This window comes from Vibrio sp. 10N.247.310.24 (assembly GCF_041467175.1).
Lineage (GTDB): Bacteria > Pseudomonadota > Gammaproteobacteria > Enterobacterales > Vibrionaceae > Vibrio > Vibrio tasmaniensis_A.
The window spans coordinates 87,814-102,044 of the sequence record NZ_JBFSUD010000009.1 but is presented as its reverse complement, the minus strand read 5'-3'; the positions used below and the strand labels follow the sequence as shown (position 1 = coordinate 102,044).

Below are 14,231 nucleotides of genomic sequence, written 5' to 3'. Positions count from 1 at the left end.
TATAAATACCCAGCAACTCGCTGCAAAAATCAGCTCGAAAGATCAACACGCCCTAGTCTTTTAATAGATTACTTGGCCTCACTCTAGGAGTATTCATGACAGCCGAATTAAGAAAAACGAAAATCGTCACAACGCTAGGCCCTTCTACTGATAAAGGTAACGTGCTTGAAGAGATCATCAAAGCCGGTGCCAATGTCGTCCGTATGAACTTCTCTCACGGCACTAGCGACGACCATATACAACGTGCAGAAAATGTCCGAGCAATAGCCAAAAAGCTTGGTACTCAGATCGCTATTCTCGGTGACTTACAAGGTCCCAAGATTCGAGTGTCAACATTCAAAGATGGCAAAATCCAACTTGCCGTTGGTGACCAATTTACTCTCGACAGTAGCCTTGGTTTAGGCGAAGGCAACCAACAAGCGGTCGGCCTTGATTATAAAGAATTACCTAACGACGTTTCAGCTAACGACATCCTGTTGCTCGACGATGGTCGTGTGCAGCTAAAAGTAACCGAAGTGGAAGGTTGTCGCGTTCATACCGAAGTCATCATTGGCGGCCCTCTCTCGAATAATAAAGGCATAAACAAAAAAGGCGGCGGCTTGTCCGCAGAAGCGCTGACAGAAAAAGACAAACGCGACATCGTCACCGCCGCACAAATCAAAGTGGATTACCTCGCGGTGTCTTTCCCACGCAACGGCGAAGACATGCACTACGCTCGTCAGCTCGCACGTGAAGCAGGTTTAGAAGCTCACCTTGTAGCAAAAGTAGAGCGAGCAGAGACGGTAGCCACTGTTGAGAACATGGATGACATCATAATGGCCTCAGATGTGGTCATGGTGGCTCGTGGTGACCTCGGAGTCGAAATTGGCGATCCTGAATTGGTCGGAGTACAAAAGCAGCTTATACGCCGTGCTAGAGCGCTTAACCGAACGGTGATCACCGCAACCCAAATGATGGAATCGATGATTTCAGCGCCAATGCCAACCCGTGCCGAAGTCATGGACGTTGCCAATGCGGTACTTGATGGAACAGATGCGGTCATGCTTTCAGGTGAAACAGCTGCAGGTGATTACCCGGTCGAAACCGTAAAATCGATGGCTGAAGTGTGTATTGGTGCTGAGAAAATGGCGGGGATTAACAACCAATCCAATTACCGAATTGACCGCACGTTTGTGACCGCCGAAGAAACCGTTTCGATGGCGACTATCTACTCGGCAAACCATATGGAAGGCATTAAAGGCGTAGTCACTCTCACTGAATCAGGCCGTACTGCACTGATGATGTCTCGTCTAAGTGCAGATATGCCTATCTACGCACTATCTCGTAACGAAGGAACACTTAATCGCTGTACCTTGTACCGAGGTGTAACACCTATCTACTTCGAGACAGAAGCCAAAGACAGTTTTGACATTGCCCTATCTACGCTCACCTGCCTAAAAGAGCAAGAGCATCTTAAGTTTGGCGATCTCGTTATCGTCACTCAAGGCGACATTATGGATGTGGCGGGATCAACCAACTGTATGAGAATCTTGCCTGTCACCTAATGTTTGCCCGTAAGGCGAAACGATTTGCCTAGTCTCATGACAAAAAAGGGTTATCGAACCAAGTTCAATAACCCTTTTCATTTCAGAACACGACTCACTAACGATCAGTTTAAACAGCACGTTCAGCTCACAGCATGCTAACTCATCAACTTCAAATATTATTAATCAACCTCAAGCATTACTTCTCAGCAGCAATGGTTGCCAACTGTGGCATGTGTGAACTGCGGGCATTTTTCGTAGAGGTATAAGTTTCAACAAATCGGTAACCGGCTTCTAAACCCAATTCATAATCGTGCAGTAAATCTTCTTTATTACTCATTAATGAATTGGATTTCAGCGGCTTACTCGGGGCAATTTGCACTACAAAAGCATCGTCTGGTGGGGAGTTCAAAAAATCCTGAGTCAATGAGTAAGTTTGGTAATGCACCATCAGCATATCTGCTAAGCCGGAATCAAACTTATCACCAATTAAATGACTTAATCTATAGATGTCATCCGCCCCGAATAACCATCGACCACCATTCAGTAAATCCAAATGTGATCTGTCGCGCTTCTGTTCTTTTGAGCTGAGAATTTGTTGTTGAAAGAACGAGCTCCAATCGGTTTTCCACTGCTCCACTTTTTGTTGCCAATGACCTTGAACACTGTCAAAAGATTCGCGGAACCATTCCAGTTCTTCGGCTGATATCGGTTTGGGTGTTTTTAATCGCGTACTGTTAGCTTGAACCTCGACCTCTTCCTCTAGCGTAGGCTCAGTTCGGATCACAACAATGGAACGGGCTTGTCTACGCCACGCTTCTTGAACTGGGATGCAAGCTGATACACCACCATCCACATAAGCATTGTCGCCAATAAAGATTTCATCATTGTATAAGCGAGGAATCGCACAGGTTGCAATCATCACTTTGTACCAATCTTCACCCAATACTGGAAAGTAGTGATCTCGTAAGTCTTTAGAATCCGTGACGGCTGCATAGAAATGGCGATCGCCTAGCGTTTGTCGTCCTAAATCCAAATCAAGCTTATATGGGTAAGCCATGATTTGTTCTAAGGCCCATTCTAATCCAAGGTTCTTTCTGTGTCGTATATAAGAAAAGAGATTGAAGAATTCAGGTGATGTTGTGAGGTCGAGAAGGAAAGAACGGCCAAGGCCTTTATCGCGGCACAGATAAGCACACAAATTAAGAGCACCTGCAGAGGTACCAAAAAACTCGTCGAAGGGATCAAAATTTGAAAGAAGAAAGGCATCCAGCACTCCAGAAGTAAAAATACTTCTCTGTCCGCCATCTTGGGCGACCAGTGCTGTTTTTCCAGCAATAAACTTAGCGTAATAATCTAAGTCTATTGCTGTATCAATATTGGTTATAATCCCACTATTCATTATTCCCTGAGTATAAAAACCCAGCCTCGCAATAGATGGTATTAACTACCAATTGCAATAAAGCCAAATGAGAGAATGATTGCGTAGATGACAACCGTTATTTGTAGGGCATTTTTCAGATTATGGTCCATAGACACCTCTGTCTTATTATTAATTTGTCGAGTCTCTATTTAAGTACTATCAGGTGTGTGAAGTATCTTCAAGAATCGTCGAAATTAGTCGCACAATATTGATGTAACCATCACAATTAGTAAGTGTATGGATAAGGATATACTCATGAATAACAAAGCAAATATAATGGCACTGATTACGCTTATCTCCGTTTCGAGCGTACATGCCTCGCCGGAGATCATCATTACTCCGATGGTGGGCTATACAGGCGGTGGCAGTGTCGAAGACCAGGACGGTAAAACCTATGATATGAAAGGGTCTGAAAACTACACCTTTGCGATTGAAACGCCATTTGAAAAAGGACGCATCGGCTTTTTCTATTCTAATCAAAGCTCTGAATTAGAAACGCTCAACCTAAGCTCCTCCATCCAATACCTGCACTTTCAAAGTAGCATTTACTACCCAGCTTCTTCTGTGTTGTCTGGTTATTTGGGGTTAGGCCTTGGTGCTTCTTACGTCGATGTAGACTGGGCAAAAGATAAGTATGGGTTCTCAACCTCTATCTTTGGTGGTTTAGAGTACAAATTTAGTGACCGATTAGCGTTAAACACACAACTACGTTGGTTAGGTACCGTTGTCGATAACGACACCTCCGGTGTTTGTAACATCCCAAGTAACGGGCAAGAGTGCATCATCCGCTTTGATACCGACTGGATGAACCAATTCCAAGCCAATGTCGGACTGAGTTTTACTTTCTAAGTATCGATGACCATCTCATACCAATAGAACCTCCGAATAGTTGGTCAGTTCAACTATAGAGTGTATGAATTTCAGTCATACGCTCTACTTTTAAATAAAGTCATATAACCTAATAAAACAGAAAAAATTAGACACATAAACCAATCAGAAAACCCCAAACCAATTCATACCTCTAAAATAACCATCATTTAACATCTTAAAGACCATAAGACCACAGTTATTAAACATACCTAATCTATTGCTTTAACCATTCTAACTAGGTAGGCTCATTAGCACGCATCAGCTGAATATTTCAGGTTATGCAAACACACATCAAACAATTAAGAATTATCCGCTGAGTCCTCCAATCGCTAACAACATAATAATCTAAACTTTTGCTTAATCACGGAAGATAAAGTAAACAGTCAAACCGTTTGCCTGTTTTAACTATCATCTCCTTACCAAGCACAGCGTGACGAGAAGCTTCATACCTCAGGGAAGTTGTAAAGGAGTTAAATATGAAGCGAGAACAGTGGGGATCCCGAGCAGGATTTATCCTTGCCGCAGTAGGATCTGCTATTGGTTTAGGAAACATTTGGCGTTTTCCATATATGGCTTATGAAAATGGCGGCGGTGCTTTTTTCATTCCATATCTATTTGCCATGCTTACGGCTGGTATCCCATTTATGATCCTAGAGTTCAGTATGGGTCAAAAATATCGTGGCTCTGCACCTGCAACCTTAGCGCGCATCAACTCAAAATTTGAGTGGCTTGGCTGGTTCCAAGTGGGTGTAGCGGCTGTCATCGCGGTCTACTATGTTGCCGTTATCGGTTGGGCAATTTCATACTTCGGTATGTCATTCAATCAAAGCTGGGGAACAGACACTAACGCATTCTTCTTCAGTGAATATCTAGCTCTAGGTGATAACTCACCGACGAACCTAGGTAGCATCCAATGGGGCATCGCTGGCGCAATGTTACTCGCTTGGGCAATCACTTATGCAGCTATCGTGGGTGGTGTTAAAGCTGGTATCGAACGTGCTTCTAAAGTAATGATGCCAGTGTTGTTCATAATGGTGATTTTGCTTATCGGACGCATGGTTTTCCTTCCTGGTGCTCTAGATGGTGTGAACTACATGTTCGAACCTGATTTCAGCAAGATCTGGGACGTAAAAGTATGGGCTGCTGCTTATGGACAAATCTTCTTCACGCTAAGTATCGGTTTTGCGATCATGCTGGCTTACTCAAGCTACCTGCCTGAAAAATCAGATATCACGAACAACGCGTTCATGACGGTTCTTATCAACTGTGGTTTCTCAATTCTTGCGAGTATTATGATTTTCTCTGTTCTTGGCTACATGGCTCAAGAACAAGGTAAACCATTAACTGAAGTTGTATCAGCAGGCGTTGGCCTTGCGTTTGTTACGCTACCTGCTGCGATTAATTTACTTCCAGCACCGTATATTCTGGGTCCACTATTCTTCTTTGCACTTGTTGTGGCTGGTTTAAGCTCTCATATCTCAATTATGGAAGCAGTAACATCTGCAATTATGGACAAGCTGAACTGGAGCCGTAAAAAAGCAGCAAGTATTGTTATTGGCGTTGGTGTTGTGGTGTCTATGGCATTTGCAACTAACGGCGGCCTACTTCTACTAGACCTAGTCGATCACTTCGCTAACAACGTCGGCATCATGGTAGGCGGATTCATTGAAATCCTTCTAATGGCATGGTTACTAAACAAAGTTAGCGATGTACGTGCGTACGTCAATGAGATTTCAGATTTCTCTATTGGCGTATGGTTTAACGTATGTTTACGCTTCGTCACTCCAGTTATGCTTGCAATCATTCTTGCAACAAAACTAAGCGCATTGTTTACAGACGGTTACGGTGGCTACGACCTGACTCTTGGTTGGGCAATGATCGCAGGATTACTAGCGATTGGCATTATCATAAATATGACAAGTAAGAAGGAAGCATAATCATGACAACGAGTGCGATTATTATGATGGTTCTTGGTCTTGGTATCACTTGGGGTGGTGCTGCAATTTGCATAAAGCGTGCAATGGACAAACAGAAATAACCTTATTTAAACCATTCAAAAATGCCAGCTACTAAGCTGGCATTTTTTGTCTCATCACCTAGAATTTGTAGGTGATACCCAGTGCACCACCCACTTGTAATTCAACACCTTTATACATGTCGAGCTCAGGGTGAACTTGCGCGTACGCATTCCAACCTTCGTAGAAGTTCACTTTAACACCTAAAGGCAAACGTAAGCCAAAATCATCATTCCACTCAGCCCAAGCACCTGCACCGACATACCAACTCAACGGAGCTTCAGTCTCAAACTGACCACGCTTCAAAATATAGTCAAATGCAGCACCGTCGTTGCCAATCGTGGCACGGTATTTCTGATCAAATTCGACAACGACACTCAGGTCTTGGTCAATGGCTAATCCAACTTCCAAATCTGGTGCTTCAGAAGCATGCACAAACGCGGCTCCGCTGCAGCACATAAGGCCGACCAAATAACGATGTTTCATAATATTCTCAGACTGTTTTTAAAAATGGTAGTGTACTGGGTTCACAAAGAGAGGTGTCATCGCTAGGTAAAAGCGAACTGGCGCTCAAGGTTCGGTATCGGCCTTCAACACATAGAGTTGAGTAGAACTAGTTGAGTAAGAAGAGCTTATACCAATCACAGTAAGTAAGTGTTCAGGAATAGCGCAGGAAAAAATCTTGAGAACAAGGCATAATTTTTTGATAAGTAGCTATTCTACAATCAAAAATTCTAACGAAGTTATCGAGGTTTTTAACAAGCTAGGATGACCAGTTATTTACTACGATTGGTATTAAACGTGAGGATATTTTGCATATTGCAGAAAACAAAAAAGGAGGCCGTAAGGCCTCCTTTCAATTTATTGAATCAGCGAATTAACCGTTGTTACGGATCCACTCATCCATGTCTGTCTTAAGGTTGTCAGACTTAGTACCGAAGATAGCTTGTACGCCACCAGCAACTACAACAACACCTGCAGCGCCTAGTTTCTTCAGTTTGTCTTGGTCAACAAGAGCGGTATCAGCTACTGCAACACGTAGACGAGTAATACAAGCGTCAAGACCAGTGATGTTCGCTTTACCACCGAATGCAGCAACTAGCTCACCAGCAAGTTCAGAACCTGTAGCAACTACTTCTTCTTCAGATTCGTCTTCACGGCCCGGAGTTTTAAGGTCAAGTGCTTTAATCACAGTGCGGAATACGATGTAGTAAATTGCAGCGTAAGCAACACCACATACAACCATTAGACCCATCTTAGACGCGTTGCCAGATAGAACTAGGAAGTCGATTAGACCGTGTGAGAAAGATGTACCGTGTACAAAACCTAGAGTGTTCGCAAGAACGTATGCTGAACCAGCTAATAGAGCGTGGATTGCGTACAGTACAGGAGCAACGAATAGGAATGAGAATTCGATTGGTTCAGTGATACCCGTTAGGAATGAAGTCAACGCAGCAGAAGCCATGATGCCCATTACTTTAGCGCGGTTTTCAGGTTTAGCTGAATGTGCAATCGCGATTGCAGCAGCAGGTAGACCGAACATCTTGAACATGTAACCACCAGCTAGCTGACCGAAGCCATTGCCCGCTGCACGAGATGCGTCATCAGCAACTAGGTAACAAGTAAGAACACCGTTTTGAGTTTCGCCAGCAGCGTTTACACAAGTACCAGCTTCGAAGAAGAAAGGTACGTTCCAAACGTGGTGAAGACCAAATGGAATCAGAGAACGCTCAACGATACCGTAGATACCAAACGCCACTTGTGGGTTTTGGTGAGCAGCCCAATCAGAGAACGCAGAGATAGCGCCGCCAACTGGTGGCCATACTACAGATAGTAGGATTGCTAGACCAATCGCAGAGAAACCTGTGATGATTGGCACAGCACGCTTACCAGCGAAGAAGCCAAGGTACTCTGGTAGTTGAATACGGAAGAAACGGTTGAATGCCCAAGCAGCAACACCACCGACTAGGATACCACCTAGTACACCAGTGTCGATTTTATCAACGCCCATTACACCAGCCATTACGCCTAGTGTAGCAGTCATGATGCCGTAACCAACGATAGCAGCTAGACCAGCTACACCGTCGTTATTAGTAAAGCCAAGTGCTACGCCTACTGCGAACAGTAGTGCCATTTGACCGAATACTGAACCACCCGCTTGTTCCATTAAGTTTGAAACGATTTCTGGAATGAAAGGAAGGTCTGCTGCACCGACACCTAGCAAAATACCCGCAACTGGTAAAACTGATACTGGTAGCATCAGAGACTTACCAACTTTCTGCAGGCTAGCAAAAAGGTTCTTAAACATGTTTATGCTCCTGATAAAGATAAAATAATTATATGGGTCCTAACGGCACACCCCCGTAGCCTATATGTTAGCACCCAGTGAAAATGTAACCATGTATTGCATTATATTTTCTGCCGCTAAATATATATTGATGGGGAACTAACTTTCTAGTCACTTACGAAATTTAGTTTCAAAACACGTCTTGGATCACATGTCAAATATAGAAATGCAATGCTTTACAAGCCACTAACTAGCTGAAAAATAAATAAATTATAATCCATCCCTATTATTTTACTGAGTAAATAAAATAGAGGGTAATGTTATTTTTAGTAACAAAATTACAAATGTTGTAATTCACGCTCTCAAGTTCAACATATTCCGTAAACATTAAAAAAAAACGCATTTTTGGTGATCAAAAACACAAAAAGGGAGCTTTCGCTCCCTTTTGTTTGTTTAGTTAGATTTCTATCGCAAAAAAAGTTTTTGGTAATTTTTGGTCGTTTGTTCAGCAACCTCTTTCATTGATACCCCTTTTAACTGGGCGATATAAGCCGCAACTTCGACTACATATGCAGGCTGATTCTCTTTACCACGATATGGAATTGGCGCCAAATATGGCGAATCCGTTTCGATCAGCAACCTATCTAGAGGTAGGTTTTTCACAACGTCTTTAAGTTCTGTGGCTTGTTTAAAGGTCACAATACCTGAAATCGAGATATAGAAACCTAATTCCATTGCTGCTTCAGCGAACGCTTGATCTTCAGTAAAGCAGTGAATCACACCACCACACTTCTCTGCTCCGCCATCGCGTAAAATAGCTAACGTATCTTCACGCGCGTTACGCGTGTGGATGATCAAAGGTTTATTAAGCTCAACAGCCAACTCAACGTGCTGCTTGAACCTGAGCTGTTGTAGCTCTGCAGTCTCTGGTTGGTAATGATAATCTAGGCCAGTTTCACCAATAGCTACCACTTTCGGGTTGCTCGCGTACTCACGCATTCTTTCTAAACAGAAGTCGCTCTCTACGTCGAGAGGGTGAACGCCACACGAAGCCTTAACGTTATCAAACGGCGAGATCATCTCAAGCATGTTTTCAAACGAATCCAACGTCACACCGACAGAAAGCAGTTGGTCAACGTTGGCTGCTTTCGCTTTATTAACCACGTCTTCTACGCTGGTGTGTAAATCTTGGTAATCCAGTTTGTCTAAATGACAATGGGAATCTACGAACATGTTTCCTCGCAAGTGGCTATCAGCCAATTCATTATGAGTAGCTCCGTATTGAGCCCAGGGTGTTGCTTTAACTGCTCAATCAATATCAGCAGTTTATTCGACGCTGCATAAGCACTTTGATAAGACATCACCTCACACAGTGCTTTCGCACTCGGAATGATAGCCTGATTAGCTAAACCAAAATGCAGCTTTTGTACATCTGACAATAAATGCCAAAGCCAGCTAAGTTGAATCAAAGGGTCTTTGCTAAGCTCTGTAGAGAACTTCAGCATGTCGGGTTGAGTGCCTTTTATCACATTCACAAAGCCATCGAGCGCTTTTGTTGAAGCTTCGACGCCACCTTGATCAAACATTGCTTTCGCTTTCAGGGGGGCGTTGTCGTTCAATGTCAGTATGTACTGAGGAACCGTTTTACCAACTTCTCCATTTAACCATGCCGATCCTGCATCCAATTGTGGACACACCACATTAAATTGCTGGCAACGGCTAAGAATAGTTGGCATTAAGCGATTACTGTTGCGCGTTGAAAGGATGAAAATACAATTACTCGCAGGTTCTTCCAGTGTTTTCAACAGCGCATTAGACGCCGATTCATTCATCGCTTCAGCCGGACTAAGCAAAATGACACGCAAGCCACCCAACTGTGACGACTGTTGAGCCCAGCGGTTACTCGCACGCACTTGGTCAACGGTAATCGATTTACCTTCTTTCTCAGGTTCGATTACATGGAAATCAGGGTGACTCCCCGACTTCATTAATTCACAGCTGTGACAAAAGCCGCATGCTTCACTTTCGTAGTTAACACACATCAGTGCCGACGTGAGCTGACTAACCAGCGCTTCCACGCCCAGCCCTTCAGGCGCATTAACGATCACAGAGTTAGGAAAACGTTCTGCATCGAGACTTTTTTTCCACTCACTCCATACAGGTGTGAGCCAAGAATAAACTTCAGCCATGACTACCTACTGTTTATCGAGCCAAGCACCTAGCGCAACTTTAATATCAGCAGCCACTTGCTCAATCTCTTGCTGTGCATTAATCACGAGTACAGAATCGTCTTGCCCTGCAATTTCTAAGTAACGCTCACGCGTGCGATCGAAAAATGAGATGTCCATCTTTTCAATTCTATCAAGCTCACCACGACCTCTAGCGCGTTCAAGCCCGACTCTAGGGTCTAGGTCCAAATATAGTGTTAAATCTGGCTTAAAGCCGCCTAGCGTGGTTGCTTTCAGTGATTCCATAGTGCTACGAGCGATCTGACGACCACCACCTTGGTATGCTTGAGAAGACATATCATGGCGATCACCCAACACCCATTTACCACTGTCTAGTGCAGGCTTGATGACGTTTTCTACTAATTGAACACGCGCTGCGTACATCAGCAGCAACTCAGTCATGTCTTGAAGCTTCTCGCCCTCGTGTTCTTCTTTGACCAACGAGCGCATCTTCTCGGCAAGCACGGTACCACCGGGTTCACGAGTATTAACGATGTCAGCGACACCAGCTGTTTTCAATGTCTCAACGATGGCATTGATTGCTGTACTTTTGCCAGCACCTTCAAGGCCTTCAACCACGATAAATTTCGACTGATTCATAATTCTTTCTTTATTTGTTTTTTCTTAATTGCTTTAAGTAAGCTCGTACTGCACGGTTATGCTCAGTCAAACTCTTTGAAAATACGTGACCGCCGGTTCCACTCGCAACAAAATAAAGGTAGTTGCTCTTCTCTGGATTCAGAGCCGCGTTGATAGACGCTTTACCCGCCATCGCGATCGGTGTTGGCGGCAAACCGCTCATTGTATAGGTGTTGTACGGCGTTGGTGTGCGTAGATCTTTCTTACGAATATTGCCTTTGTAGCTATCGCCCATGCCGTAGATAACCGTTGGGTCAGTTTGCAAACGCATACGCTTGTTCAAGCGGTTAACGAATACAGAAGACACACGCTCACGCTCAGAAGCGACAGCAGTCTCTTTCTCGATGATAGACGCAAGAATTAAAGCTTCATAAGGCGATTTAAGAGGCAGTTTATCGGCTCTATTTTCCCACTCATCATTGACCACGTTCATTAGATCTCGGTGGGCACGTTTCAACAAATCTAAATCCGTTGTGCCATAGGTGTAGTGGTATGTTTCCGCTAAGAAAAGGCCTTCTAGCTTTTCATTTTCAATACCAAGCTTTTGTGCGATCTCTTTTTCAGAGACATCATTCAACGTCTGCTGAATGAATTCGTTGTCTTTTAGCTGAACAAGCCACTCGTCAAAACGACTGCCTTCTACAAAGGTAATGGTAAATTGGTGCTCCTTCCCTTCTACAAGCACTTGTAGCGCCTGCTCTAAGGTTAAACCCGGTTCAAGCAGGAATGTACCCGCTTTTACGTCTACAAGCTCAGGATGTAACTTACGGATTAATTTCTCATAAGGAGAAGCCTCGAAAAGCCCCTCGTTAATCAACTGGGCTAGAACGCGGTTAAAGCTGCTACCTGAAGCAACAGTCACGACTTGTGGTTTTTCTAATTGAATAACTTGTTTCAGGTTATCTTGCGCTTGGTTGTAAACATAAAAACCAGCAGCCGCGGCTGCGATTAGGCACAAGATAATAAAAATAAATAACTTTTTGATCACGAGTTTAGTTGTCCTTGAAGGCTACGAGTAACGGTTCCAATGTTGAATTGGGTATCACTAATACGGGTAACTGGGGCAACCCCTAAAATGGAGTTGGTCATGAAAACCTCATCAGCTTGCATGAGTTGAGATAAGCAGTAGTCACTAATAGTAACGGAAAATTCAGCTTGATTCAGCGCGGTTAACACTTGCTTACGCATAACCCCTGCAACGCCACTTTGCGTCAGTTGAGGAGTGTGAATCGTCTGCCCTTTTCGCCAAAACAGATTAGCCATGGTGGTTTCAATCACGTTACCTGATATATCCAGAACCACGCCATCCACTTCACCGGCCTGATCCATTTCATCTTTCATCAAGATTTGCTCAAGGCGATTATTGTGCTTATGACCGGCCAATAATGGGCTCAAACCCAGTGCTTGTTGGCAGATACCGAGTTCTACACCGGAATCTTGCCACGCGGAATAATGATTTGGGTAATCAAATGTACTGATGGTGATTGTTGGCTTGGCGATATTCTTGGCACTGTAGCCACGACCGCCAGCCCCACGGCTAACGTGCAGCTTGAGCCCTGCTTTTTCATTATGAGGCTTGTTTTTGTCTTGAAGATTCGTTGAACCATTAAGGCTCTTTGTACCAGGAAGCGCATTGTGTTGGATATGTTCAAGTGCATTATCGAGCCAAAGGTTAACCGTATTCCAATCAAGTTCGGAAATGCGTAACGCTTTAAGACAATCATCAACACGACGCTGATGATCGTGAAAATATTGAATCTGGCCATCTTGAACAAGCATGGTAGTAAAACAGCCGTCTCCATACTGAAACGAGCGATCTAAGATATCGACAGTTTGCTGACTTTCTCCATCAACCCAAAACATGTTTTTCCCCATAAAAAGAAACGGCTCAATGCTAAAGCATCGAGCCGTTTAAAAACAGTTCTAATTATGACTATCTACGATGTTTGACTCTTATATAAGATGATTAAATCTTTTTGAAGATCAAACAGCCGTTAGTACCACCGAAACCGAATGAGTTACATGCAGCATATTCCATACCGCTAACTTTACGCGCAGTGTGAGGTACTAAGTCAATATCTAAGCCTTCTTCAGGATCATCTAAATTGATTGTTGGTGGAACAATTTGATCAATTAGAGACATCGCAGTGATGATCGCTTCAGCAGAACCCGCAGCACCTAGAAGGTGGCCAGTCATTGATTTCGTAGAAGAAACCAAGACTTGCTTGCTGCCTGCTTCGCCAAGAGCACGCTTGATGCCCTTCACTTCCGCTACGTCACCTGCAGGAGTCGAAGTACCGTGTGCGTTAACATAACCGATTTGTTCACCAGTAATGCCAGCATCACGCATAGCCGCTTCCATTGCTAGTGCGCCACCAGAACCATCTTCACTTGGAGATGTCATGTGGTAAGCGTCACCCGACATACCGAAGCCAACTAGCTCACAGTAAATCTTAGCGCCACGAGCTTTAGCATGTTCATACTCTTCAAGAACCATCATGCCTGCACCGTCACCAAGAACGAAGCCGTCACGGCCTTTGTCCCATGGACGAGAAGCTTTTTGAGGCTCATCGTTACGAGTAGACAGTGCTTTAGCCGCACCAAAACCGCCCATACCTAGTGGTGTCGATGCTTTTTCAGCACCACCCGCTAGCATTGCGTCAGCATCGCCGTATGCAATCATACGAGCCGCGTGGCCAATGTTATGTAGGCCAGTCGTACATGCTGTAGAGATCGCGATGTTTGGACCGCGTAGGCCACGCATGATAGACATGTGACCCGCAATCATATTCACGATCGTCGACGGTACGAAGAACGGGCTTATTTTACGAGGGCCTTTTTCAGTTAGAGCCTTGTGACCGGCTTCGATCAAACCAAGACCACCAATACCAGAACCGATAGCAACGCCTACACGAGGAGCGTTTTCTTCAGTAATAGTTAGGGCTGAATCATCTAAAGCTTGAATACCTGCTGCGACGCCGTACTGGATGAACAAGTCCATCTTACGAGCATCTTTTTTAGTCATATACTCTTCGCAGTTAAAGTCTTTAACTAGACCTGCAAAACGAGTTGAGAAATTGGTTGCGTCAAAATGATCGATATTAACGATACCACTTTGACCAGCTAGCAGGGCTTTCCAAGAAGATTCTACAGTGTTGCCTACCGGCGACAACATACCCATGCCAGTGACAACTACACGACGCTTGGACACGATATTACACTCCGGGGATTGAGGTGATTTAAGAT

General features: G+C 44.1%; 14 protein-coding genes. 4 read left to right on the top strand and 10 right to left on the bottom strand.

Annotated features, from left to right (window positions below; genetic code table 11):
* The first annotated feature begins 95 nt into the window (after positions 1 to 95).
* Positions 96 to 1,544 carry a pyruvate kinase gene (gene pyk / locus AB6E08_RS04795; protein WP_012603578.1) on the top strand — a complete coding sequence of 483 codons (1,449 nt, stop codon included), beginning with the start codon at positions 96 to 98 and terminating at the stop codon, positions 1,542 to 1,544.
* Positions 1,545 to 1,722: 178 nt separating this feature from the next.
* Here the strand turns inward: pyk and AB6E08_RS04790 are convergent, their stop codons facing one another.
* Together AB6E08_RS04790 and AB6E08_RS04785 are read right to left on the bottom strand one after the other, a co-directional pair.
* Entirely contained in the window at positions 1,723 to 2,925 is a 1,203-nt protein-coding gene (locus AB6E08_RS04790) for a patatin family protein (RefSeq protein WP_372063840.1), read from the bottom strand.
* Between the two features lie 41 nt (positions 2,926 to 2,966).
* The gene (locus AB6E08_RS04785; protein ID WP_102248935.1) at positions 2,967 to 3,056 is read right to left on the bottom strand and encodes a YnhF family membrane protein; all 90 of its coding nucleotides are present in this window, start codon (positions 3,054 to 3,056) and stop codon (positions 2,967 to 2,969) included.
* Between the two features lie 145 nt (positions 3,057 to 3,201).
* Here AB6E08_RS04785 and AB6E08_RS04780 point away from each other — a divergent pair, with 145 nt between their 5' ends.
* The 3 genes from AB6E08_RS04780 (at position 3,202) to AB6E08_RS04770 (ending at position 5,854) form a co-directional block, all read left to right on the top strand.
* The gene (locus tag AB6E08_RS04780) at positions 3,202 to 3,795 is read left to right on the top strand and encodes a hypothetical protein (protein WP_029223909.1); all 594 of its coding nucleotides are present in this window, start codon (positions 3,202 to 3,204) and stop codon (positions 3,793 to 3,795) included.
* Between the two features lie 497 nt (positions 3,796 to 4,292).
* The gene (locus tag AB6E08_RS04775) at positions 4,293 to 5,753 is read left to right on the top strand and encodes a sodium-dependent transporter (protein WP_372063838.1); all 1,461 of its coding nucleotides are present in this window, start codon (positions 4,293 to 4,295) and stop codon (positions 5,751 to 5,753) included.
* Between the two features lie 2 nt (positions 5,754 to 5,755).
* Entirely contained in the window at positions 5,756 to 5,854 is a 99-nt protein-coding gene (locus tag AB6E08_RS04770; protein WP_009848986.1) for a methionine/alanine import family NSS transporter small subunit, read from the top strand.
* Between the two features lie 58 nt (positions 5,855 to 5,912).
* On the opposite strand, the gene AB6E08_RS04765 is transcribed toward AB6E08_RS04770, so the two are convergent.
* The 8 genes from AB6E08_RS04765 to fabF all read right to left on the bottom strand — a co-directional run bounded on the left by AB6E08_RS04765 (position 5,913) and on the right by fabF (position 14,196).
* Positions 5,913 to 6,317: a hypothetical protein gene (locus AB6E08_RS04765; RefSeq protein WP_017100270.1), complete on the bottom strand. Its 405-nt coding sequence runs from the start codon at positions 6,315 to 6,317 to the stop codon at positions 5,913 to 5,915.
* Positions 6,318 to 6,708: 391 nt separating this feature from the next.
* Complete coding sequence (ptsG, locus tag AB6E08_RS04760) at positions 6,709 to 8,139, bottom strand: PTS glucose transporter subunit IIBC (protein ID WP_009848984.1); 1,431 nt, start codon at positions 8,137 to 8,139, stop codon at positions 6,709 to 6,711.
* 444 nt (positions 8,140 to 8,583) lie between these two features.
* The gene (locus AB6E08_RS04755) at positions 8,584 to 9,351 is read right to left on the bottom strand and encodes a TatD family hydrolase (protein WP_017099456.1); all 768 of its coding nucleotides are present in this window, start codon (positions 9,349 to 9,351) and stop codon (positions 8,584 to 8,586) included.
* On the bottom strand, positions 9,342 to 10,307 hold the full coding sequence (locus AB6E08_RS04750; protein WP_017099457.1) for a DNA polymerase III subunit delta': 966 nt from the start codon (positions 10,305 to 10,307) through the stop codon (positions 9,342 to 9,344). The genes AB6E08_RS04755 and AB6E08_RS04750 overlap by 10 nt, the downstream gene beginning before the upstream one ends.
* A gap of 6 nt (positions 10,308 to 10,313) precedes the next feature.
* Complete coding sequence (gene tmk / locus AB6E08_RS04745; protein WP_017099458.1) at positions 10,314 to 10,946, bottom strand: dTMP kinase; 633 nt, start codon at positions 10,944 to 10,946, stop codon at positions 10,314 to 10,316.
* A gap of 10 nt (positions 10,947 to 10,956) precedes the next feature.
* Positions 10,957 to 11,973: an endolytic transglycosylase MltG gene (gene mltG / locus AB6E08_RS04740; RefSeq protein WP_012603571.1), complete on the bottom strand. Its 1,017-nt coding sequence runs from the start codon at positions 11,971 to 11,973 to the stop codon at positions 10,957 to 10,959.
* The gene (gene pabC / locus AB6E08_RS04735) at positions 11,970 to 12,848 is read right to left on the bottom strand and encodes an aminodeoxychorismate lyase (RefSeq protein ID WP_269334936.1); all 879 of its coding nucleotides are present in this window, start codon (positions 12,846 to 12,848) and stop codon (positions 11,970 to 11,972) included. Before pabC ends, mltG begins: the two co-directional genes overlap by 4 nt.
* A gap of 103 nt (positions 12,849 to 12,951) precedes the next feature.
* Positions 12,952 to 14,196: a beta-ketoacyl-ACP synthase II gene (gene fabF / locus AB6E08_RS04730; protein ID WP_004736554.1), complete on the bottom strand. Its 1,245-nt coding sequence runs from the start codon at positions 14,194 to 14,196 to the stop codon at positions 12,952 to 12,954.
* Positions 14,197 to 14,231 lie beyond the last annotated feature (35 nt).

What these genes read in the sequence shown, in the direction of transcription:
- AB6E08_RS04770 (WP_009848986.1), top strand. Translation starts at nt 5,756, where the DNA reads ATGACAACGAGTGCGATTATTATGATGGTTCTTGGTCTTGGTATCACT.
- AB6E08_RS04755 (WP_017099456.1), bottom strand. Translation starts at nt 9,351, where the DNA reads ATGTTCGTAGATTCCCATTGTCATTTAGACAAACTGGATTACCAAGAT.
- tmk (WP_017099458.1), bottom strand. Translation starts at nt 10,946, where the DNA reads ATGAATCAGTCGAAATTTATCGTGGTTGAAGGCCTTGAAGGTGCTGGC.
- AB6E08_RS04750 (WP_017099457.1), bottom strand. Translation starts at nt 10,307, where the DNA reads ATGGCTGAAGTTTATTCTTGGCTCACACCTGTATGGAGTGAGTGGAAA.
- AB6E08_RS04780 (WP_029223909.1), top strand. Translation starts at nt 3,202, where the DNA reads ATGAATAACAAAGCAAATATAATGGCACTGATTACGCTTATCTCCGTT.
- AB6E08_RS04785 (WP_102248935.1), bottom strand. Translation starts at nt 3,056, where the DNA reads ATGGACCATAATCTGAAAAATGCCCTACAAATAACGGTTGTCATCTAC.
- AB6E08_RS04765 (WP_017100270.1), bottom strand. Translation starts at nt 6,317, where the DNA reads ATGAAACATCGTTATTTGGTCGGCCTTATGTGCTGCAGCGGAGCCGCG.
- AB6E08_RS04790 (WP_372063840.1), bottom strand. Translation starts at nt 2,925, where the DNA reads ATGAATAGTGGGATTATAACCAATATTGATACAGCAATAGACTTAGAT.
- AB6E08_RS04775 (WP_372063838.1), top strand. Translation starts at nt 4,293, where the DNA reads ATGAAGCGAGAACAGTGGGGATCCCGAGCAGGATTTATCCTTGCCGCA.
- pabC (WP_269334936.1), bottom strand. Translation starts at nt 12,848, where the DNA reads ATGTTTTGGGTTGATGGAGAAAGTCAGCAAACTGTCGATATCTTAGAT.
- ptsG (WP_009848984.1), bottom strand. Translation starts at nt 8,139, where the DNA reads ATGTTTAAGAACCTTTTTGCTAGCCTGCAGAAAGTTGGTAAGTCTCTG.
- pyk (WP_012603578.1), top strand. Translation starts at nt 96, where the DNA reads ATGACAGCCGAATTAAGAAAAACGAAAATCGTCACAACGCTAGGCCCT.